This is a genomic window from Moheibacter sp. (assembly GCF_049672845.1).
Classification (GTDB): domain Bacteria; phylum Bacteroidota; class Bacteroidia; order Flavobacteriales; family Weeksellaceae; genus Moheibacter.
On record NZ_JBATWT010000024.1, the window covers coordinates 241359 to 261353 of the forward strand.

At 39.4% G+C, this 19995-nt stretch carries 17 protein-coding genes; 7 read left to right on the plus strand and 10 right to left on the minus strand.

Annotated elements, in window-relative coordinates; translation table 11 throughout:
- Positions 1 to 50 precede the first annotated feature (50 nt).
- Together WBF63_RS11730 and WBF63_RS11735 are read right to left on the minus strand one after the other, a co-directional pair.
- Entirely contained in the window at positions 51 to 740 is a 690-nt protein-coding gene (locus tag WBF63_RS11730) for a zinc metallopeptidase (protein WP_424369908.1), read from the minus strand.
- Between the two features lie 13 nt (positions 741 to 753).
- Positions 754 to 1137 carry a hypothetical protein gene (locus tag WBF63_RS11735; protein ID WP_424369909.1) on the minus strand — a complete coding sequence of 128 codons (384 nt, stop codon included), beginning with the start codon at positions 1135 to 1137 and terminating at the stop codon, positions 754 to 756.
- A gap of 58 nt (positions 1138 to 1195) precedes the next feature.
- Between WBF63_RS11735 and WBF63_RS11740 the strand changes: the two genes are divergently transcribed.
- Together WBF63_RS11740 and WBF63_RS11745 are read left to right on the plus strand one after the other, a co-directional pair.
- Positions 1196 to 2641 (plus strand): S41 family peptidase, encoded by a 1446-nt coding sequence (locus tag WBF63_RS11740; protein WP_424369910.1) that lies wholly within the window; start codon positions 1196 to 1198, stop codon positions 2639 to 2641.
- 21 nt (positions 2642 to 2662) lie between these two features.
- Positions 2663 to 3790 (plus strand): GNAT family N-acetyltransferase, encoded by a 1128-nt coding sequence (locus tag WBF63_RS11745; RefSeq protein ID WP_424369938.1) that lies wholly within the window; start codon positions 2663 to 2665, stop codon positions 3788 to 3790.
- Positions 3791 to 3812: 22 nt separating this feature from the next.
- Here WBF63_RS11745 and WBF63_RS11750 read toward each other — a convergent pair whose 3' ends face one another.
- Genes WBF63_RS11750 through WBF63_RS11770 form a run of 5 tightly spaced genes read right to left on the minus strand, consistent with a single transcriptional unit; the run spans position 3813 to position 8588 of the window.
- The gene (locus WBF63_RS11750) at positions 3813 to 4343 is read right to left on the minus strand and encodes an adenine phosphoribosyltransferase (protein WP_424369911.1); all 531 of its coding nucleotides are present in this window, start codon (positions 4341 to 4343) and stop codon (positions 3813 to 3815) included.
- A 47-nt stretch (positions 4344 to 4390) separates the two neighbouring features.
- Positions 4391 to 5581, minus strand: coding sequence for an aspartate aminotransferase family protein (locus WBF63_RS11755; RefSeq protein ID WP_424369912.1), 1191 nt, complete (start codon positions 5579 to 5581; stop codon positions 4391 to 4393).
- A complete protein-coding gene (locus WBF63_RS11760; RefSeq protein ID WP_424369913.1) occupies positions 5581 to 6246 on the minus strand; it encodes a hypothetical protein in 666 nt (221 codons plus the stop codon). The genes WBF63_RS11755 and WBF63_RS11760 overlap by 1 nt, the downstream gene beginning before the upstream one ends.
- A 58-nt stretch (positions 6247 to 6304) precedes the next feature.
- Positions 6305 to 8164: an OstA-like protein gene (locus tag WBF63_RS11765; RefSeq protein ID WP_424369914.1), complete on the minus strand. Its 1860-nt coding sequence runs from the start codon at positions 8162 to 8164 to the stop codon at positions 6305 to 6307.
- Positions 8145 to 8588, minus strand: coding sequence for a Fur family transcriptional regulator (locus tag WBF63_RS11770; protein ID WP_424369915.1), 444 nt, complete (start codon positions 8586 to 8588; stop codon positions 8145 to 8147). The genes WBF63_RS11765 and WBF63_RS11770 overlap by 20 nt, the downstream gene beginning before the upstream one ends.
- 334 nt (positions 8589 to 8922) lie before the next feature.
- On the opposite strand from WBF63_RS11770, the gene WBF63_RS11775 reads away from it, so the two are divergent.
- The 5 genes from WBF63_RS11775 (at position 8923) to WBF63_RS11795 (ending at position 14897) form a co-directional block, all read left to right on the plus strand.
- The gene (locus tag WBF63_RS11775; protein WP_424369939.1) at positions 8923 to 10173 is read left to right on the plus strand and encodes a DEAD/DEAH box helicase; all 1251 of its coding nucleotides are present in this window, start codon (positions 8923 to 8925) and stop codon (positions 10171 to 10173) included.
- 265 nt (positions 10174 to 10438) lie between these two features.
- Positions 10439 to 12469, plus strand: a complete 2031-nt coding sequence (locus WBF63_RS11780) for a M3 family metallopeptidase (RefSeq protein ID WP_424369916.1) — start codon at positions 10439 to 10441, stop codon at positions 12467 to 12469.
- 62 nt (positions 12470 to 12531) lie between these two features.
- Positions 12532 to 12927 (plus strand): hypothetical protein, encoded by a 396-nt coding sequence (locus WBF63_RS11785; protein WP_424369917.1) that lies wholly within the window; start codon positions 12532 to 12534, stop codon positions 12925 to 12927.
- A gap of 15 nt (positions 12928 to 12942) precedes the next feature.
- Positions 12943 to 14250 (plus strand): serine hydrolase domain-containing protein, encoded by a 1308-nt coding sequence (locus WBF63_RS11790; RefSeq protein WP_424369918.1) that lies wholly within the window; start codon positions 12943 to 12945, stop codon positions 14248 to 14250.
- Between the two features lie 86 nt (positions 14251 to 14336).
- Positions 14337 to 14897 carry a suppressor of fused domain protein gene (locus WBF63_RS11795; RefSeq protein WP_424369919.1) on the plus strand — a complete coding sequence of 187 codons (561 nt, stop codon included), beginning with the start codon at positions 14337 to 14339 and terminating at the stop codon, positions 14895 to 14897.
- Between the two features lie 4 nt (positions 14898 to 14901).
- On the opposite strand, the gene trhA is transcribed toward WBF63_RS11795, so the two are convergent.
- The 3 genes from trhA to WBF63_RS11810 all read right to left on the minus strand — a co-directional run bounded on the left by trhA (position 14902) and on the right by WBF63_RS11810 (position 19967).
- A complete protein-coding gene (trhA, locus tag WBF63_RS11800; protein ID WP_424369920.1) occupies positions 14902 to 15543 on the minus strand; it encodes a PAQR family membrane homeostasis protein TrhA in 642 nt (213 codons plus the stop codon).
- On the minus strand, positions 15533 to 16582 hold the full coding sequence (locus tag WBF63_RS11805; protein WP_424369921.1) for a 2Fe-2S iron-sulfur cluster-binding protein: 1050 nt from the start codon (positions 16580 to 16582) through the stop codon (positions 15533 to 15535). The genes trhA and WBF63_RS11805 overlap by 11 nt, the downstream gene beginning before the upstream one ends.
- A gap of 211 nt (positions 16583 to 16793) precedes the next feature.
- A complete protein-coding gene (locus WBF63_RS11810) occupies positions 16794 to 19967 on the minus strand; it encodes an efflux RND transporter permease subunit (RefSeq protein ID WP_424369922.1) in 3174 nt (1057 codons plus the stop codon).
- Positions 19968 to 19995 lie beyond the last annotated feature (28 nt).

The window sequence follows — 19995 nt, forward strand, 5'->3', positions numbered from 1 at the left end:
TTTTGATATTTTAAAATCATAAATGATTTTGAATCAACTTTAATGATAGATTAATCTCTTCCTCTCATTGCAATCATCACGAAATAAAGCAATTGCGCCAATGAACCGATTGCCGCTACCAAATAGGTTCTTGCCGCCCATTTCAAAGCATCTTTTGCACCATCATATTCGTTTGGCATTACCATATTTCGGTCTTTCAACCAGGCAAGTGCACGGTTACTTGCGTCATATTCCACCGGCAAAGTCACAAAAGCAAAAGCGGTTGTAATCGCAAAAAGCACAATCCCAATCCAAAGTACAGATGTGATTCCGGACGAAGCATAAAGGACAATTCCTCCCATCAAAACCCATTGCAAAAGGTTACTTGAAATACTCACCATCGGCACCATTTTGGAGCGCATTTCCAACCAAGAATATCCCTTGGCGTGTTGTACTGCGTGTCCTACTTCGTGAGCTGCTACCGCAGCTGCAGCTGCGTTTCTTTCGTGGTAAACCACTTCAGAGAGGTTAACCGTTTTATTGGCAGGATTATAATGATCGGTCAACTGACCGGCTGTTGAAATCACTTTCACATCATGAATTCCGTTGTCACTCAACATTTTTTCGGCAATTTCTTTTCCACTCATCCCGTTTGCCAAATGAACTTTTGAGTAATGTTTGAATTTGCTTTTCAACTGATAACTGATGTACATGCTCAAAAGCATCGGCACACCTACAACAATCAAATAGATTGGATCCATAATTTTTATTTGTTTATTTAAGTTTAAATTCTAATTCGTAAAAATACGCTTTTCCGTCTATTTCAAAAATTATACCGTCGGGACGATTGTCAGTTTTTGGAGGTTCAAAATTCTGAATTAACCTTGACTGAACCGGGAAATAATGATCAATCAGGTAACAACAATCGCTTTCTATTCCTTTTTCTTTAAATGGAAATAATTTACCTTTCAACACAATCGCTTCTATATCAATGTTTTTATTCATTTTAAATTCCAAAAAGACATGATAACCTCGTTCAAATTCATCTTGGGTAATGATCTGATATTCGGCTGTCAAAATTTCAGGTTGTATCGGGATTTTATTTTGCTGACAACTTATCATCAAAAATAGAATTCCTATTAATTTCAAAAATTTCATACCTTTAAATTATAAATTCATTCCTGCTTTTAAAAATACAATTAATTTCTCTTAAAAAATGAAATACAAAATATTTTCTCTGATCCTGCTCATCTTCCTTGCCGGATGTAAAAATGATGATGACAACGGCCTTCCGCCTTCGGTTTCGGCCAACGACTTTGTTTGGAAAGCGCTGAATCTTTGGTATTATTGGCAAGCCGATGTTCCCGACCTGACCGATGACCGATTTTCTTCTGACGGCGAATACAATTCTTTTTTGAATTCGCAGCAAACAGATGAGCTCTTTTTCAATCTTTTGCATGATTATGGAAATACCGACCGTTTTTCATGGATTGTAAATGATTACCACGATTTGGATAATGCTTTTGCAGGAATCAATAAAACTTTCGGAATGAAATACGGACTGGTTTATGAGCAAGCCAATTCCAGTCAGGTTTTTGGGTATGTTCAATACGTTCTTCCCAATTCTCCTGCTTCCACAGCAGGTTTGCAGCGCGGCGATATTTTCACGAGAATAAATGGCATTCAGCTTACCGACCAAAATTATTCCCAGTTACTTTCTGAAAATTCGGCGACTTTTGGTTTGGGATATATTCAAAACGGACAAGTTTTCGATGGGGATCAACAGGTTTCCATTACCAAAGTACAGATACAGGAAAATCCGGTACATCACAGCGAAGTGATTACGGTTGGTTCAAATAAAATCGGATATTTGGTTTACAACGGTTTCCGTGCCAATTTCAACGATGAATTAAATGATGCAATCGGACAATTCAAAGCGCAGGGAATTACAGACCTCATACTGGATCTGCGTTACAACGGCGGCGGATCGGTTCAGACTTCTGCTTATCTGGGAAGTATGATTACGGGACAATTTAACCAACAGGATTTTACCAAACTGACTTTCAATGCCAAAACTTCCAATAATAATATGACCTATAAATTTGAATCCCAAGGAAAAACCTATAACGACAATCTGGAAGAAAACGGAACTTTTACAATTCAACAATTAAATCTGAGTAAATTATATGTATTAACAACCGGCAATTCGGCTTCGGCAAGTGAAATGCTCATCAGTTGCCTTCGTCCTTACATTGAGGTAGTTACCATCGGCACCAAAACTTACGGAAAAACGGTAGGTTCGATTACCTTGTATGATTCGCCACAGGATTATTATACTACCAACGAAAATGTAAATCCGTCACATACATGGGCCATGCAACCAATTGTTTTTGATTATAAAAATTCGCAAAATCAGTCGAGTCCGAGCTTTGGAATTGTGCCCAATCAGGAAATTAACGAAATCCAGTTTTTGGAAAATTTATTGCCATTTGGCGATCCGAACGAACCTTTGCTTTCGACAGCTATTTCGATAATTGCCAGTCCGAAAAATGCACCTTTGTTAATTCCGAACTTCCATTCGGTTTTGTTCAAAACCTCACAAAATTTGGAAAAATTCGCTACGGAAATGTATTTGGACAAAGGATTTAACATAAATCGGTAGTTTACACTATCTTTGCCGACCATTATGAGTATCGAAATCAAAGAAATCCACTCTCAGAGAGAACTTAGAGACTTTGTAAAATTCCAGATGGATTTGTACAAAGGCAATCCCTATTTCGTCCCAGGACTTCTCGTTGAAGAAGTAAACAGTCTGGACGTTTCAAAAAATCCTGCATTCAAACATGCTACAGCTCGCTATTTTCTGGCTTATAAAGACGGAAGAATTGCCGGTCGGATTGCAGCGCTCATCAATCAAGTAGAAGTAAATGAGCTGAATGTCAAAAAGATACGATTCGGATGGTTTGATGTGATTGACGACATAGAAGTTACAAAAACGCTTTTCGCCAAAGTAGAAGAAGTCGGGCGTGAAAACGGACTGAAATTTATGGAGGGTCCTATGGGTGCCACCAATCTCGAAAAAGCCGGATTACTTACCTTCGGATTTGACCGTTTGGCAACTGCAATCGGACAATATAATTACGATTATTACCAGAAACATCTGGAAGAACTCGGATTTGTAAAGGAAAAAGAATGGGTGGAAAATTTTATTCATGCACCGGAAACTATTTCCGATAAAATTTTTCAGTTTGCCAACCTCGTTCAGGAAAGATATAAACTTAAATTACTGCATTTCAAAAATTCAAAAGAAATGCAGCCTTATATAGGACCTATTTTTGATTTATTGGAAGAATCCTACAAGGAGCTGGAAACCTATGTACCTATTACGGAAGAACAAAAAGCATTTTATGCCAAAAAATATTCAACCATTCTAAACCCGGATTACATTACATTTATAGAAGACGGAGATGGTGAACTATGTGCTTTTGCCATTACAATGCCTTCTTATGCCAAAGCTTTACAGAAAGCAAAAGGTAGGTTTTTTCCATTCGGATGGTTTCATTTGATGAGGGCACAGAAAAAGAACGATACGGTAGAATTTGTATTGATTGGCGTTCATCCCAAGTACCAGCGAAAAGGCATCACTTCTATCATCTTCAAGGAAATGTATGAAACCTTCAAAAAGCACAATATCAAATACCTGGAAACCAATCCTGAACTGGAGGATAACCAAAGCGTACAGCTACTTTGGAAAGATTATGATCCTATTATCCATAAAAGAAGGAAGACTTTCAGAAAGGAAATTATTTGATTTTCAAATTTCTATTTACGAATTAATAACTCACCAGACTTTGGATATCTGAAGTAAATCTGTTTAATTTTTCTTTTCCGTTGAGGAAAGTCAAATCAGCGATAAAACTGAATTGAGAAACGATTCCTCCGCATTTTTCAATTAATTTCGCTGTAGCTTCGGCTGTTCCGCCGGTCGCCAAAACATCATCATGAATCAGGAAACGACTCCCCTTTTCTATGTATTGCGATTGAACTTCAATGGTTGCGGTTCCGTATTCTAAATCATAAGATTCCGCAATTGTGGGTGGCGGAAGTTTTCCTTGTTTTCGGATCAAAACGAAAGGCAGATTCAGCCTTTGGGCAATCATTATTCCGAAAAGAAATCCTCGGCTTTCAATTCCGCAAACGGCATCAATTTTTCCGGTAGAAAAGTCCGCAAAAGCTTCTACAATTTCGTTGCACAGCTCGGGATTTTGAAACAAAGTCGTGATGTCTTTGTATTGGATTCCGGGTTGTGGAAAATCTGCCACACGTGCTATGTTTTCGTCTATTCTTTGGGCTAATACGTTCATGAGTTGCGAGTTATGGGTTTTGAGTTTTATGTTATTTTTTTTCGAAATCAAATTTCGTCCAAGACTTCCAGAATGATTTCACATCCTTCTTTGATTTCTTCTTTTGAAATCGTCAATGGCGGCGTAATTCTCAGATTTTGAATGCTGTACATCAGCCAGAACAGAATCAGTCCTTTGTCCATACATCGGGCGGCAACTTCCAATGCGTATTCTTCCGATTCTAATTCTGGAGCAAGCATTAGTCCGCGACCGTGAACCGCTTTGATTTTTGGATGAACCAATAATTCTCTGAATAGTTTTTCTTTCTCATCAATCTGATTCATCAGCTCGGATTCCAGCAATTCTTCAAGCGTAGCCAAAGCAGCAGCTGCAATCACGGGATTACCGCCAAAAGTGGTGATATGCCCCAAACTCGGATTATGCGAAAGGCAGTCCATAATTTCTGCACTGGCCGTAAAAGCACCAATTGGCATTCCGCTTGCCATTCCTTTTCCCATCACGAGAACATCTGGCACCATATCATAATGCTCAAAAGCGAATAATTTACCGGTTCTGCCAAATCCGGGTTGAATTTCATCCAGAATTAACAAGGCTCCTACTTCTTCGCAACGTTGTTTAAGTTTTTTCAGGTAATTATTTTGCGGCAAACGAAATCCGGATGCGCCCTGAATGGTTTCCGCTACAACACCTGCGGTTTTATTCGTAATTTTTTCTAAATCTTCTTCAGAATTAAATTCAATGAAATTAATCATAGGCAAAAGCGGCCGGAATGCACGCTTCTTCTCCTCTCTTCCTGCCAAACTGAGCGAACCTTGTGTATTGCCATGATAAGCATTTTTGCAGGCAATGATTTCTTCTTTTCCGGTAAAACGTTTGGCTAATTTCATGGAAGCCTCGATGGCTTCTGTCCCGGAATTTACAAGGTAAGTAGTGTCGAGCGGTTCGGGCAAAACTTCTGCCAGCATTTGGCAAAGCCGTACTGGTTTTTCCTGGGCATATTCGCCGTAAACCATTACATGAAGATGTTTCTCGGCTTGTTCTTTTATTTCTTTTATTACGCGCGGATGTGAATGTCCGAGTGTGTTGGCCGAAACGCCTGCGGCAAAATCCAAATAGGCTTTCCCGTCCTTGCCATACACATAAGATCCTTTTGCATAATCGACTTCAAATCCGGAAGCAAATTTTGTGGTTTTTGCCTGATATTTAAAAAAGTCTTTTCTTAAATCTTGTGAATTCATTACAAAACGAGTAATAAAACAGCTGCACCACCGGCAACATATGCACCGACTGTAATCAAATCGGAATAAGGTTTTGAAAATCTTCTTTCCATCAATGCTTCTTCTTCTATCTGGTTGCTATGAAACCTCAAAACTTTCTCAGGTTTGCGCAAAATATGCGAAACCAGCGTATCTCCCTCCCATTGATCGGCTTGGATTTTATATTGTTTTCCCTCAGCTGTTATTTTGTAATATTTATTGGGTTGGATTTTAATTTTCAGACTATCCACTGACGTTATTCCATCTGTGATTCCGATTTGCTCCAGGTTGGCATCTTCTTCCGGATTTGCATTGCTTGTTCTGGACTGAGATGAATTCCCGGTTCTTTGTTTTTTATCAGGTGAAACAGACGGAGTCTGGGCATTATTTTGAGTAGGATCTGTGTTCACAGGCATTCCTACTTCTCCTCTTTTTCTCTCTTCTATCTCTGCTTCTTTACGTTTTCTTTCCGCATCATCCTTTGGATTAAGCCCCTTACCACTGTCATTTCGCAACGAACTCATAGTCGGTTTGGACGAAGAAGTACCTGTAGTCATCGCCGATTCCTTGAATTCATAAGGTTTATATATGTAACAACTTGATAAAACGAATAAAAAGGGCAGTAAAAAATATTTAAATGTTTTCATTATGCATTAGGTTTTCAATCTTCCTGTTTGATTGGTAAAAATACTAATCTAAAACGGATTATTCTTCATTTTCTTTTGCTTGTTCATCAGAAACTGGATCAGATAAATTTACGGCATCTGGTTCTTCTATTTCTTGCGAATCTATTTGACTATTATTTGAATTTAATATTTCCTCCAGATCAATTCTTTCGGTTTCAGCTGTTTCGGTTGAGTCCTCTTTGATTCTTACTTCAAGATATTCGGGCGGATCATCAAAAATATCCTGCCATCTGAGCATCATTTCATCGCCCCTCCATTTGAAATCTTTTAGATAACGTGAAGTTTCAGGAAGTTTAGATTCGGGATATAGTTTGGAAGTTGCCTGGATCCGGCAAGCCAAAACATCGACCTGGTTTCCGTTTATTTCAGCTTCTATGATACCACAATCCGAAGTATTGATTCCGATTCTCTCTTTGGTTTGGGTCTTTTCGTCTTCATCATCCACAAAATTTATGGCTTGTGCATTTTCATGAACTTCGACCAGATTGAGTTTGTTGTTCAGGAAATATCCAGTCATAAATTTACCTTTTACCTGATTGAATTCTTTATCATTTAGCGAATCCACTTTTGAAATGGCAAACGAATTATTGAAAACCCGTACAGAATCCATCATTTCTTTTACGGGATTATTATAAGCATAAATCGTATCACCGGTAATTTGTTGTTCGCCTGACCACATAATCGGATCGCGGAAAAATTTCATCAGTCCGTTGGTTTCATTATAAAAAATAGAATCCGATTTCCCCTGCGCATTGCTTTTAAAATAGCGGGCATTGAAGTAAGCTTTCAAAACTCTGGTGGAATCTTTGCGCTGCACCGCCATGATGGTATCAGCATGGAAATAAAGCGAATCAGTCGAAAAAGCTTTCACCGCATAAGCATTTCCGGTCACATAAGCCGAATCGAGTTCACGAAAAGCTTCTCCGTATTCACCTCTGATGAAACGTTTTTCTTCGGGATCATCGATTAGAACATCACCTTTTGCCCAGCCGTATCCGGTTTTATCGTTAAAATACATTTCGTCGCCATGCAATTCTTTTCCGTCCCTATAAACTGTGGAACGTTTCTTCAGAAAAGCTTCGCCGGTACGTTTGTTAAAAGTTCCGCCGCCTTCCGGCATTAAAATATAATTTCTTGGATTTTTACGATCTGTGATGGTAGTGCGTCCGATGAAATCCGTCACATCGGTCGCCTGATTCATTATCATTTTATCGGAATTAATCCGATAATCCGGTGTTTCTATGGTTGTATTCCGGTCGAAATCAATAGTTTTCGTATTGGAATTGTACACTAGAATTTGGGTATGCGTTACGGTTCCGTCACTTCCCCGAATGATGGCTCCCTGATCGGTTCTGGCAATGCCGGTTTTGCGGTCATAGACCATGTAGGGCGTTTCAATCCGCTGGCTTGGATCCACCATTACTACATTGCCGGAAGCTATTGCAACATCGGTCACGCGATTATATTCGACATAATCCGCAAAAAGTTCTGATTTAGAATCTTTCATGTGAACGCGGTCAAAAGCTTTGGCTATTTTTGTATTTCCATCGTATTCCAGACTGTCGGACGTCATGGAAACTGTATCGTTGATCATGCGGACATTGGACCATGCCCGGAAAAAATTTTCTTTCTGATAATAAACTGCGCTATCACTATACAGACGTGTGCCATCATGTTCAAAACCAACTTTTCCATAAGCGAAATGATTGCCTTCAAATTTTTCAGGGTCAACCCGCATCACATCGGAATGCAGATGCTTGATTTTTTTCACAGGCGGATTTTGACTTCCGGGACGGGTTTGTCCGAAGGTCATGATCCCTGAAAACAGGATGATAAAAACCGATAAGAATTTCAGTCGTTTATTGATTTCTTCTGCCATAAAAATAAAGGGAATGGCTATCTACTTTTATGCCAAAAACTTCTTCGATAGTCGCTTTGATTGTCTGGATCCGGGGATCGCAAAACTCAATCACTTCACCGGTATCTGAAAGGATAATATGGTCGTGTTGTTTATCAAAATATGATTTTTCGTAATGTGCCTGCTGATCTCCGAACTGATGTTTACGCACCAGTTTGGCGTCAAGCAAAAGTTCAATAGTATTGTACAAAGTAGCACGGCTCACGCGGTATTTTTTGTCTTTCATCATAATGTAAAGACGGTCAATATCAAAATGCTCATCGGTCGAATAAATTTCTTCCAGAATCGCGTAACGTTCAGGTGTTTTCCGGTGCCCATGTTCCTCCAGAAAATGGGTAAAAACCTGTTTTACTACTTCGTAATTTTTTTGTTTTACATCATCCATAACCTTTCAACAAAGTTTTGGTAAAGATAGTTCTAAATTTAGAGATTTGAAAATCGCTAATTAGGCTTAAATTTTTGTGTTGATGTAGAGGGTAATTTGAAAGTCTTGATTCTTGACACTTAAATCTTAATACTTTTCGTACCTTTGCAGCGGTTAAATTCTTTTCAGATCAGATAAACCGATCCGTTAACTTCAAAAGTAGGGCTGTTCTTTTTCCTAAAAAAGATGCTATTAGAAGAGAATTTCACATCAGTCAGCCCTAAAAAAACATAAAAAAATAACGTTTCCGAATTCAATAAGAATCGGAACACAAATCAGGTAGAATTCACAAATGATTACATTTAAAAATCTGGGATTGATCGATCCCATCCAAAAAGCTGTGGAAGAACTCGGATATGAAAATCCGACACCCATTCAACAGCAATCTATCCCTCAAGTACTTGCCGGAAAAGATATTTTGGGTTGCGCCCAAACCGGAACCGGAAAAACCGCAGCCTTTGCCATCCCTATTCTTCAACTTTTGGAAAATGGAAAAAACAAAAACAATAAGAAATCCATCAAAGCATTGATTGTTACACCTACGCGCGAATTAGCGATTCAGATTGAGGAAAGCTTTGCCGATTACGGAAAACATCTTCCTCTGAAACATGCGGTCATATTTGGAGGCGTCAAGCAAACACCACAAGTTGGAAGACTAAGAAACGGTGTGGACATTCTGGTAGCTACGCCCGGACGATTGCTGGATTTAATCGGACAGAACATTATTTCATTAAAAGATATTGAATATTTTGTATTGGACGAAGCCGACCGTATGCTCGATATGGGTTTCATTCACGACATTAAAAAATTACTGAAAATCCTGCCGGCAAAAAGACAATCTCTTTTCTTTTCGGCCACTATGCCCAAACCCATTCAGGAATTGGCTAACTCCATTCTTCATCAACCTATAAAAGTAGAAGTTACGCCGGAATCCACTACCGCGGAAACCATTCAACAGGAAATTTATTACACAGATAAAGGAAACAAAATCAAGCTTTTACATCATTTACTTCAAAATCAAATTAAAGAGAGCACTTTAGTTTTCACGCGAACCAAACATGGCGCAGATAAATTGGTAAAGGCACTTGCAAAACTCGGAGTTTCAGGTGCGGCAATTCATGGAAATAAATCCCAGAATGCGCGTCAGAATGCTTTGAATAATTTTAAAAATAAGAAAATAAAAGTGCTGGTTGCAACAGACATTGCCGCACGCGGGATCGACATCGATTTACTGAAATATGTGGTGAATTTTGAGATTCCAAATATTCCGGAAACTTATGTCCACAGAATTGGTCGTGGCGGACGTGCCGGCGCAGAAGGTATTGCTATTTCGCTTTGTGACATTGATGAAAAAGAATATGTCAAAGATATCGAGAAAACCATCGGGATGAAAATCCCAAAAGCAGGAAATAATCCTTTTCCGATGGAAAACTTTGAGTTATCACCACCCAAACAAAAGCAGCCGCGGCCACCCAGAACACAAAAAACAAAAACTGATTCAGGAGGTTCGAAAAAATCTAATTTCAATCGTTTCAAAAAAAGGTAAAAATACCTACATATAGCTATTTTATATTTCAAACTCAAGCTTTAGCTTTGTCAGCTGTTTCAATATACCCTTAAGATTTGAAACGAAAACTAATAAATTTGTGACCCTTTTTACTTTAACCACCCTTACAATATGAAAATTTGTAGAGACCCGCTTGAGCGGGTTTTTTTATGAAATCTTTTATTATTCCTAAATTTGTTTACCCTAAAATAAACCAATAATGAAGTTCTTATATTTTTTAATCCTAATAATCAGTCAAAATCAAATGGAAAATCCTTTGTTACAAAAATTCGATACGCCTTTTGAGTCCGTTCCTTTCAGTCAGATAAAAAACGAGCATTATCTTCCCGCTTTTCAAATTGCCATCGAAAATGCCAAACAGGAAATCGATGCGATTTGCCAAAATTCGGAAACGCCTAATTTTGAGAATACAATTTTGGCGCTTGAAACTTCAGGCGAACAACTCAGTCGGGTTTCTTCCATTTTTTTCAATATGAATTCAGCTGAAACCAATGATGAAATTCAGAAAATTGCACAGGAAGTTTCACCGATGTTATCCGAATTCAGCAACGACGTACGTCTGAATCCGGTTTTGTTTCAGCGTGTAAAAGCGGTTTATGACCAAAAAGACAAATTGAATCTGAATGCGGAACAATTGCGATTACTCGATAAATCCTATAAAAACTTTAGCCGAAACGGCGCGAATTTAAGCGAAGAAAAAAAAGAAAAATTAAGAGCCATCGACAAAGAACTGGCAGGTTTATCGGTTCAGTTCGGACAAAATGCACTGGCGGAAACCAATGCTTATTCAAAAAATATTACCAATAAATCCGATCTAAGAGGACTTCCCGATTATGTCATCGCAGAAGCAAAATCCCAAGCCGAAAAAAGAAATCAGCAAGGTTGGACTTTCACACTTCAAATTCCGAGTTATCTTCCGTTTATGACCTATGCGGAAAATCGGGATTTGCGCAAGGAACTTTATATGGCTTATTCGAAAAAAGCATTTCAGGACAATGAATACAACAACGAAAAAAATGTAATGCGAATTGCAGAACTTCGTCTGGAACGTGCTAATTTACTAGGCTACAACACCCACGCCGATTTTGTTTTGGAAGAAAGAATGGCCAAAACACCTGAAACCGTCAAAGATTTCTTGGATGATTTATTGAAAAAATCCAAATCATTTGGACTGAAAGATGTTCAGCTTTTGCAGGATTATGCCCAGTCCATAGATGGAATTTCTCAGTTGGAAAGATGGGATCATGCTTATTATGCTGAAAAAGTAAAACAGGAAAAATTCAGTCTTTCGGAAGATGAATTAAAACCTTATTTCCAATTGGACAAAGTAGTGGGCGGTGCTTTTCAGGTAGCCGAAAAATTATTTGGAATTCAATTTAAACTTCGAAATGACATCGACAAATACCACGAAGATGTGAATGTTTACGAAGTTCTGGACGAAAAGGGAAATCATCTGGCACTTTTCTATACGGACTTTTTTCCACGTGAAGGAAAACGTTCCGGTGCTTGGATGACCGATTTCCGCGGACAGTCCAACATCAATGGAAAAATGCAAAGACCGCATATTTCCATCGTTTGTAATTTCACAAAACCAACGGCCGATACTCCTTCCCTATTGACTTTTAGCGAAGTGACAACTTTGTTCCACGAATTTGGCCATGCGCTGCACGGAATGCTTGCTAACAGTACGTATGAAAGTCTTTCGGGAACGAATGTCTTGTATGATTTCGTTGAACTTCCTTCGCAGTTTATGGAAAATTTCTGTTACGAACCCGAAGTATTGGAAATATTTGCGCAGCATTATAAAACCGGTGAAACCATTCCTCAGGAATTGATCCAGAAAGTGAGAAATGCTTCGAATTATATGGAAGGTTATCAAACGGTGCGTCAGTTAAGTTTTGGTTTGCTGGACATGGCTTGGCATGGTGAAAATCCTTTGAAAATCAATTCGGTAGAAACTTATGAAAACCAAGCATTTGAACCGACGAATGTTTATCCGTCGGTTATAGGAACCAATATGAGCGTTTCTTTTTCGCATATTTTCAACGGCGGCTATTCTTCGGGATATTATTCTTACAAATGGTCGGAAGTTCTGGATGCCGATGCTTTTTCGTATTTCAAGGAAAACGGAATTTTCAATCCCGAAGTGGCTAAAAAATTCAAGACTTTATTGGAAAAAGGCGGAAGTGTGGATCCGATGGATTTGTATGTAGAATTCCGTGGACAGAAGCCAAGCAACGATGCTTTGATGAAGCGTGCAGGTTTTGTAGATTGATGTTTTGAGAGAATTTTGTAACGAATGTTACGAATTCAGCACCTATAATTAAAACCAAAATTATGCTCAACAACTCAAAACTTCAGGCTTTTCTTGCCATCGCACCGATGATTTTATTCGGTTTAATGATTATCGGCTATTTTGTATTTTTCTTTACGATGATCATGCAGGTAGAGAATTTTGACGAAAACGCTGAAATCCATAACGAACCGCCGATTGCATTTTTTGCAGGCTTCGGAATTTTCTTTGTGATGATTATGCTCGCGGTTTTACTTTCGCTTTGCAGTCTGATTTATTTCATTCTTCATGCAGCCAAAAACCCAAATTTGGAAGCCAACAACAGCAATATGCGACTTGTCTGGATTCTGATTATGGTATTTGTAAGCGGAATCGGACAACTGATTTATTGGATCGCCGAAATCAAATCCAAAAATCCCCGTCCGGTTATTCCTGTTTAATTCTAAATTTATACAATGAAAAAAATTATTCTTTTTGCATTTATGCTCAGTTTCGCCAGTCTTCAGGCTCAAATTGACAAGACGAAACTCGACCCATATTTCGATGCAATCGAAGAAAACAATAAGTTCAACGGAAGCATTGCCATTGCCGAAAACGGTAAAATCATTTACGAGCGAAGTCTTGGTTATGCCGATCTGGAAACTCAAAAGAAAAACAACGCCCAAACCAAATTCAGAATTGGTTCCATATCCAAAACTTTTACGGCTGCTTTGATTTTAAAAGCTGCCGATGAAGGTCGTTTGGACATTCAAAAAACCATTGAGAATTTTTTTCCGAAACTTAAAAATGCCGATAAAATCACCATTCAGGATTTATTGAACCACCACAGCGGTGTTTACAGTATTACGGATGATTCTGAATATCTGACTTGGAATACAAAAGCACATTCGGGAGCCGAAATGCTCGATAAGATTTATGCTTACGAACCGGCATTTGAACCGGGAAGTCGTGGCGAATACAGCAATTCGAATTATGTTTTGCTGACGCTGATTCTGGAGAATGTTTACGGAAAATCTTTTGGCGAAATTCTGAATGAGGAAATCGTGCAACCGCTGGGATTGAAAAACACGCAATTCGGCGGAAAAATTAACCTAAAAAATAACGAAGCCAATTCTTATACTTATCAACGGGAATGGGTAAAAGAATCGGAAACCGATATGTCAATTCCTTTAGGAGCAGGCGGAATTATTTCCACGCCTGCAGACATTATCAAATTTGGAGAAGCTTTATTTGCCGGGAAAATTATTTCGCAAAAGAATCTGGAAACTATGAAAACCATCAAAAATGACTATGGTCTGGGGATTTTTGAAATTCCGTTTTACGAGAAAAAAGCTTATGGTCATACCGGTGGAATTGACGGATTCAGCTCTATGTGGGGTTATTTTCCCAATGAAAAAGTTTCCTTTGCGCTGACTTCAAATGGTTCTAATTTTAACAATAATGACATTGCCATCGCCATTTTGAGTTCGGTTTTCGGAAAAGAATTTGAAATTCCGAGTTTTGCGCAAAATACTGCCGATGTTCAGCCGGGATTTACAGGTACATTCAGCAATTCTCAAATTGGAATGGATATTTCCGTTAGCGAAAAAGACGGAAAATATTTTGCGCAGGCAACAGGACAAGCGCCATTTCCACTGGATAAAACCGGTGAATTTGAATTTAGATTTGAGCCGGCCGGAATTGTAATGGAATTTGCAAACGACCTGAAAGCATTCACCCTTTTGCAAGGCGGAGGAAAATTTCTATTTGAAAAAATTAAATAAGTCGGAACACAAAATTCGAAGTTCGAAACACGAAGTTCTAAAGTCTTAATTCTTAATACCTGATACTTAATACTTAATATAAACAAATGACGCCAGTCGAAAAATATTTAGTACATCTGGACAGCATCTTTCAGCGCAAACCTGAATTTTTCAAAAATGAAAGCCTGATAGAAGGCGTGAACAACGTGACTGCCATTGTTTACAGGGATTATCCGACCATCGGATACATAACAGCCGTGACGTACGGACTTTCGTTGGTGGAGCATCCGGATTGGACGACACATCGACCCGAACTTGCGATTTGTGTGGAATCCGAAGAAATCAATTGGGGAATTGTGATTGGTTATATCGCCAATCATCTGCGCGGCCGTGTTCCTTTTACCTACGGCAATACGATCAATTTCGGACAGCAAATCAGTAAGGATTCAGAGATGGATGCATTTCTGATTTTTGCACCCTTGATTTTTGAAAAAGATGAATTTATGAACATCGACGTGGGCGCTGATTATCAAATCAATCTGGCGGGAATGTATCCGATTTACAACGACGAAATTCCGCTCTACAATCAACTCGGTCCTGAAGAATTTTGGAAATTGCCGGGATTTAATCCGTATAAAGTCAGTCGGGAAAAAATTGAATCCTCATGAAAATTTAAGGCAATATATAATTATAAATTCCAAAAAAGTGAAAAGCGCTTCCGGCCAAAACAAATAAATGCCAGATGGCGTGGTTATACGGAATTTTGTCTTTGACATAAAAGAAAATGCCCACCGTATAAAATAATCCGCCGATTCCCATCATTACCAAAGCTCCGACCGATAAACTTTCAACCAAAGGTTTCAGTGCAATGATAATCAGCCAACCCATCAGCGCATAAAGACTTAAGGATAATTTTTCCGATTTTCTGAGTCTTGAAAATTTGAAAATAAATCCGAGCAAAACAAGTCCCCAAATGATTCCGAAAACCGCCCATCCCCAAGCGCCTTTCATCCCGACCAGCGTGACCGGCGTATAAGTTCCGGCGATTAAAAGATAGATACAAAGATGGTCTGCTTTGCGAAGGTGAAATTTCTTTCTGCGGTTTTTTGTAGCGTGATAAAAAGTAGACGCCAAATAAAGTAAAACTAAACTTGTCCCGAAAACTGCCGCACTTAAAATATCAATGGCTGAACCGTTCAGAGAAGCGTTTACTACCAGAAAAACCAAAGCGATCAATGCAAGAACGGCTCCCGTGCCGTGCGTGAGCGCATTCCAGAATTCTTCATTTCGGAGATCCAGGGTTTTAAATGTCATCAAAATTAATTTTGATCGATGCCGATTTCGGACGGGAAATACAAGCCAGAATCAGACCTTCTTCCCGGTCAGAATCCGTGAGCACGAAATTATCTCCCAAATGGACTTCGCCTTCTTCCAACTTACACATACAACTGCTGCAAATACCGCCTTTGCACGAATAAGGCGCTTCGATTCCGGCATCGAGCATAGCGTCAATCAAGTTTTTTTCGCGGTTCCATACCAATTCACTGACTTCGCCTTCCAGTTCTACGGTCACTTGCACATCGTCGGGCGAATCCATTTCTTCAGGCAAAATGTCGAGCGGCGTATAATCGGGCGTAAATAATTCAAAATGAATATGTTTCTTAGGAATTCCGGCTTTGAAAATTTCGTTTGCGATCACCTTGATCATTTCATTCGGACCACAAACCATCGCTTCATCCACTTCATTGATATCCACCAATTGGTTGAGAATTAATTCGAATTTATGTTCGTCCAATCTTCCTTCAAACAACCAGTCTTCCAATTGGTGTTGCGAATAGAATAAATGCAAATGAAAATTATTGGGATAAAGCTTTTGCAAGGCTTTCAATTCTTCCTTAAACATTACCTTTTCAGGGTTTTTATTGGAATAGAACAAATAAATATTTACCCATTCTTCGGTTTGCAAAGTATAACGAATGACGCTGAGAATCGGAGTGATTCCGCTTCCTGCTGCAAAAGCAAGTAAAGTTCGTTTTTCGTTGGGTTTGCTGGGAATCCCGAAACGTCCGTTGGGCGTGGACACATTCAGAACATCGCCGGTTTTTAAATCTTGCGTCAAATATTTAGAAATATTACCTCCTTTTACAGCTTTGACACCTATGCTCCATTCGTCTTCCAGCGGATTGGAACAAAGCGAATAATCGCGGCGCGTACCGTTGATATCGAGCGTGATGTATTGGCCTGAAGTAAATTGAAATTCGGATTTTAATTCTTCCGGCACATCAAAGGTAATCTGTACGGAATCTTTGGTTAAATTTTTTACTAAAGCTACTTTCAGGGCGTGGAAATCCATTCAAAATTATTTTGTGCAAAAGTAAGCATTATAAGGTAATTTCCCTTGGGTTTGAACGGTGGATTAACGGAATTTTAAGTCCTAAATCCATTCTGACAGAAATTTATAGTACTGAATCAATTTATAATTAAAAAAACCGGAAAGTCTTTCAAAGACCATCCGGCATCAACTTAAAACTATGAAAATTTAAACTTAAATTCTTTTCTATGAATTAATGCTTGGGCGTGAATCCATCATCGCTCAGTTCTCTTGCATCGTAATCAGCAATCATTTCGGCTGCATAATCGGTTTTCTTTTTCTTTCCGATTCTTCGGCTGATTCCGTCAAAAATCGAATAAACCACCGGAACGATAATCAAAGTCAGGAAAAGTGAGGAAATCAAACCACCGATGATTACCAGCGCCAGACCGTTGTTCATTTCGGCAGCCGCTCCTTTTGCCATCGCAATTGGCATCATACCAAAAACCATCGCAATGGTCGTCATCAGAATCGGACGCAATCTTGCGTGGTTCGCCTGAATAAGAGCGTTGTAGGTAGATTCGCCTGCTTCTTTCCGCTGGTTGGTAAAGTCCACAATCAAAATCGCGTTTTTACACACCAAACCAATCAGCATAATCATCCCTAAAATCGTAAAAATATTGATGGAATTATTGGTCAATGCCAGAATTATCATCACTCCGATTAAGGATAGCGGAATCGAGAATAATACCACAAACGGATGCACATAACTATTGTACAGTCCAACCATCACGAGGTAAACCAAAATGATGGCCGCCAATAAGGCAATTCCGAGCGTATTGAAACCGTCGCCCTGCATTTCCATATCACCGCCCCACATATAACTTACACCAACCGGACGCGGAATTTCTGAGAATTTCGTTTCCCATTCGGCTGCCACATCACCCACCGGACGACCTACAACCTGTGCATTTACGTTAACCGAAGGTGATTTGTCACGTCTTTCCAGCAAACTCGGACCGGAACTTTCGCTTACATCTGCAAATTGTGAGAGTTTTATTTTCTGTCCCTGATTGTTTACAAAAATCAAGTTTCTTACGTCATTGATATCGGAACGGTTGAATTGATCGTATCGAATGTTGATGTCATATTCATATTCGCCCGCACGGAATTTGGCATCTGTATTTCCACTGAAAGCCGTTTGCATCGTCATTCCGACGGTACTCAAATCAAGCCCCAACGCCGACATTTTATCACGGTCCACCTGAACGTTGATTTCGGGGTTTCCATCTTCAACTGAAAGTTCAATTTCGGAAGCTCCCGGAATTTTACGAAGTTCAGCTTCGGCTTTACGGGCAAAAATCATCGCACTGTCCAGCGTTGAACCAACCACTACCAACTGAAGCGGCGCTTGGTCTGCTCCCATCATCCCCACGGGCATAGTACTTACTTTGGCATTGACCAATAAATTTTCCAGTTCACGACGGGTTTTGGCGGCAAATACAAAAGTATTGTCATCCCGCAAATCTTTATCGGTCAGAATTACGTCAATCTCACCCTGATAAGAAGTCGCCTGACTTGCTCCAAATCCGGAACTGGTTTGTCCGACCATCGTAATCAAATCTACAACTTCCGGTTTAGCTCTTAAAAATTTCTCTGCTTTCTGAATGGTAAAATTGGTTTGTTCCAATGAAGCGTCTTTGGGTAATTCAATTTGAACCAAGAATTCGCTTTTATCCATTTTCGGGAAGAATTCTGTTCCTACGAAGCCAAATCCGACCAATGTAAAGGATCCAAAAAACAATACAACCGCAATCACAATTGTTGCCAATTTGGTGTACCAAGTTCGTAAACACCATTTCAGAATTCCCGAAATCCAGTGCGTGAATTTGTCCAAAATACCTTCAAACCAAAGGATGAATTTCTGGAATAAATTTTTACCGGTCATATGTTCCAGCTTTCCAAATCTTGACGAAAGCCATGGCACGATGGTAAATGAAGCCAGATAAGAAAATCCGGTTGCAATCATAACCGTTACCGCAAATTGTTTGATAATATTGGAAACCAAATCATTACTCATTGAAATCGGTAAGAAAACCACGATGATCACGAGCGTAATCGCCATTACGGTAAATCCGATTTCGGAAGCTCCGTCATAAGCCGCACGGACTTTGTTTTTCCCCATTTCCATATGGCGGTGAATGTTTTCCAAAACCACAATCGCATCGTCCACCAAAATTCCGACTACAAGAGAAAGCGCTACCAAACTCATCAGGTTCAGGGTGTAACCCATAAAATAAATTCCGATGAAAGTTGCAATCAAAGACGCCGGAATCGTAATCATTACGATGAATGCATTTCGGATGCTGTGCAAGAACAACAACATCACAATGGCAACCAGGAATACAGCCAGGAAAATATCGAAAATTACGTTGTTGGCCGCGGTAAGCGTAAATTCAGAAGTATCATTTGCAATCTGAAGTTTTACATCGTTTGCTTTATAATCGGCTTCGATTTGCGCCACGGCATTTTTAACCGCTTCGGAAACCGCTACGGCATTGGCATCTGATTGTTTCATTACCTGAATCAAAATCGCATCGGACTGATTTAATCTTGCGATTTTATCGGCATCTTTCTGCATATCCTGCACATCGGCAATATCACCCAAACGCACCTGAACACCGTTTTGACTGCTGATGACAAGGTTTCGGAGTTCATCAATCGTTTTATATTTTCCGGAAAGACGAATCAGTGTTGAATTCTCACGGGTTTTGACGTTCCCGGTCGGAAAATCAAGATTAGAAGCCTGAATCATCTGGCTAACTGCCGGAATTGACAATCCATAACCTTCCAGTTTGTTTTGGTCGATGTTCACTTGAATTTCACGCTCCTGTCCGCCGACCATATTAACCTGCGCAACACCCGGAACACGGGAAACGATAGGTTGAATCTTTTTGTCCAACAAATCATAGAACTCAATGCTGTTCATATTGGCGGTTGCCGCAATGGTAATAATCGGCATATCATCCATTGAGAATTTCACGAGTGAAGGCGGGTCGGCATCGTCTGGCAAATCGGCCAGAATGGAATTGACCTTCCGTTGGGCATCATTGAGCGCATAATTCACATCGGCATCCGTATTCAGTTCGATCATTACTACTGAAAGACTTTCGTAGGATTTTGATTCGATTTTCTTTACGTTTTCGAGTGAGGAAATTGCATCCTCAATTTTTTTGGAAACCGTATTTTCGATTTCAGATGGCGATGCACCCGGATAAACCGTTGAGATCGTAATTACGTTGACTTCAAATTTAGGGATCAATTCATACCCCAACTGGGTATAGGAAAACAAACCACCCAAAGTCAGTATGGTAAATAAGACCACAACGAGTGTGGGTCTTTTTATGGATATTTCTGCTAGTTTCATACTATTTCGTTTTGCGAATTTCGAATTT

Bases quoted from the DNA above. Each gene is read 5' to 3' on its own strand.
- WBF63_RS11790 (WP_424369918.1), top strand. From the start codon at position 12,943: ATGAAAAAAATTATTCTTTTTGCATTTATGCTCAGTTTCGCCAGTCTT.
- trhA (WP_424369920.1), bottom strand. From the start codon at position 15,543: ATGACATTTAAAACCCTGGATCTCCGAAATGAAGAATTCTGGAATGCG.
- WBF63_RS11730 (WP_424369908.1), bottom strand. From the start codon at position 740: ATGGATCCAATCTATTTGATTGTTGTAGGTGTGCCGATGCTTTTGAGC.
- WBF63_RS11760 (WP_424369913.1), bottom strand. From the start codon at position 6,246: ATGAAAACATTTAAATATTTTTTACTGCCCTTTTTATTCGTTTTATCA.
- WBF63_RS11735 (WP_424369909.1), bottom strand. From the start codon at position 1,137: ATGAAATTTTTGAAATTAATAGGAATTCTATTTTTGATGATAAGTTGT.
- WBF63_RS11780 (WP_424369916.1), top strand. From the start codon at position 10,439: ATGGAAAATCCTTTGTTACAAAAATTCGATACGCCTTTTGAGTCCGTT.
- WBF63_RS11750 (WP_424369911.1), bottom strand. From the start codon at position 4,343: ATGAACGTATTAGCCCAAAGAATAGACGAAAACATAGCACGTGTGGCA.
- WBF63_RS11795 (WP_424369919.1), top strand. From the start codon at position 14,337: ATGACGCCAGTCGAAAAATATTTAGTACATCTGGACAGCATCTTTCAG.
- WBF63_RS11770 (WP_424369915.1), bottom strand. From the start codon at position 8,588: ATGGATGATGTAAAACAAAAAAATTACGAAGTAGTAAAACAGGTTTTT.
- WBF63_RS11740 (WP_424369910.1), top strand. From the start codon at position 1,196: ATGAAATACAAAATATTTTCTCTGATCCTGCTCATCTTCCTTGCCGGA.
- WBF63_RS11785 (WP_424369917.1), top strand. From the start codon at position 12,532: ATGCTCAACAACTCAAAACTTCAGGCTTTTCTTGCCATCGCACCGATG.
- WBF63_RS11805 (WP_424369921.1), bottom strand. From the start codon at position 16,582: ATGGATTTCCACGCCCTGAAAGTAGCTTTAGTAAAAAATTTAACCAAA.
- WBF63_RS11765 (WP_424369914.1), bottom strand. From the start codon at position 8,164: ATGGCAGAAGAAATCAATAAACGACTGAAATTCTTATCGGTTTTTATC.
- WBF63_RS11810 (WP_424369922.1), bottom strand. From the start codon at position 19,967: ATGAAACTAGCAGAAATATCCATAAAAAGACCCACACTCGTTGTGGTC.
- WBF63_RS11755 (WP_424369912.1), bottom strand. From the start codon at position 5,581: ATGAATTCACAAGATTTAAGAAAAGACTTTTTTAAATATCAGGCAAAA.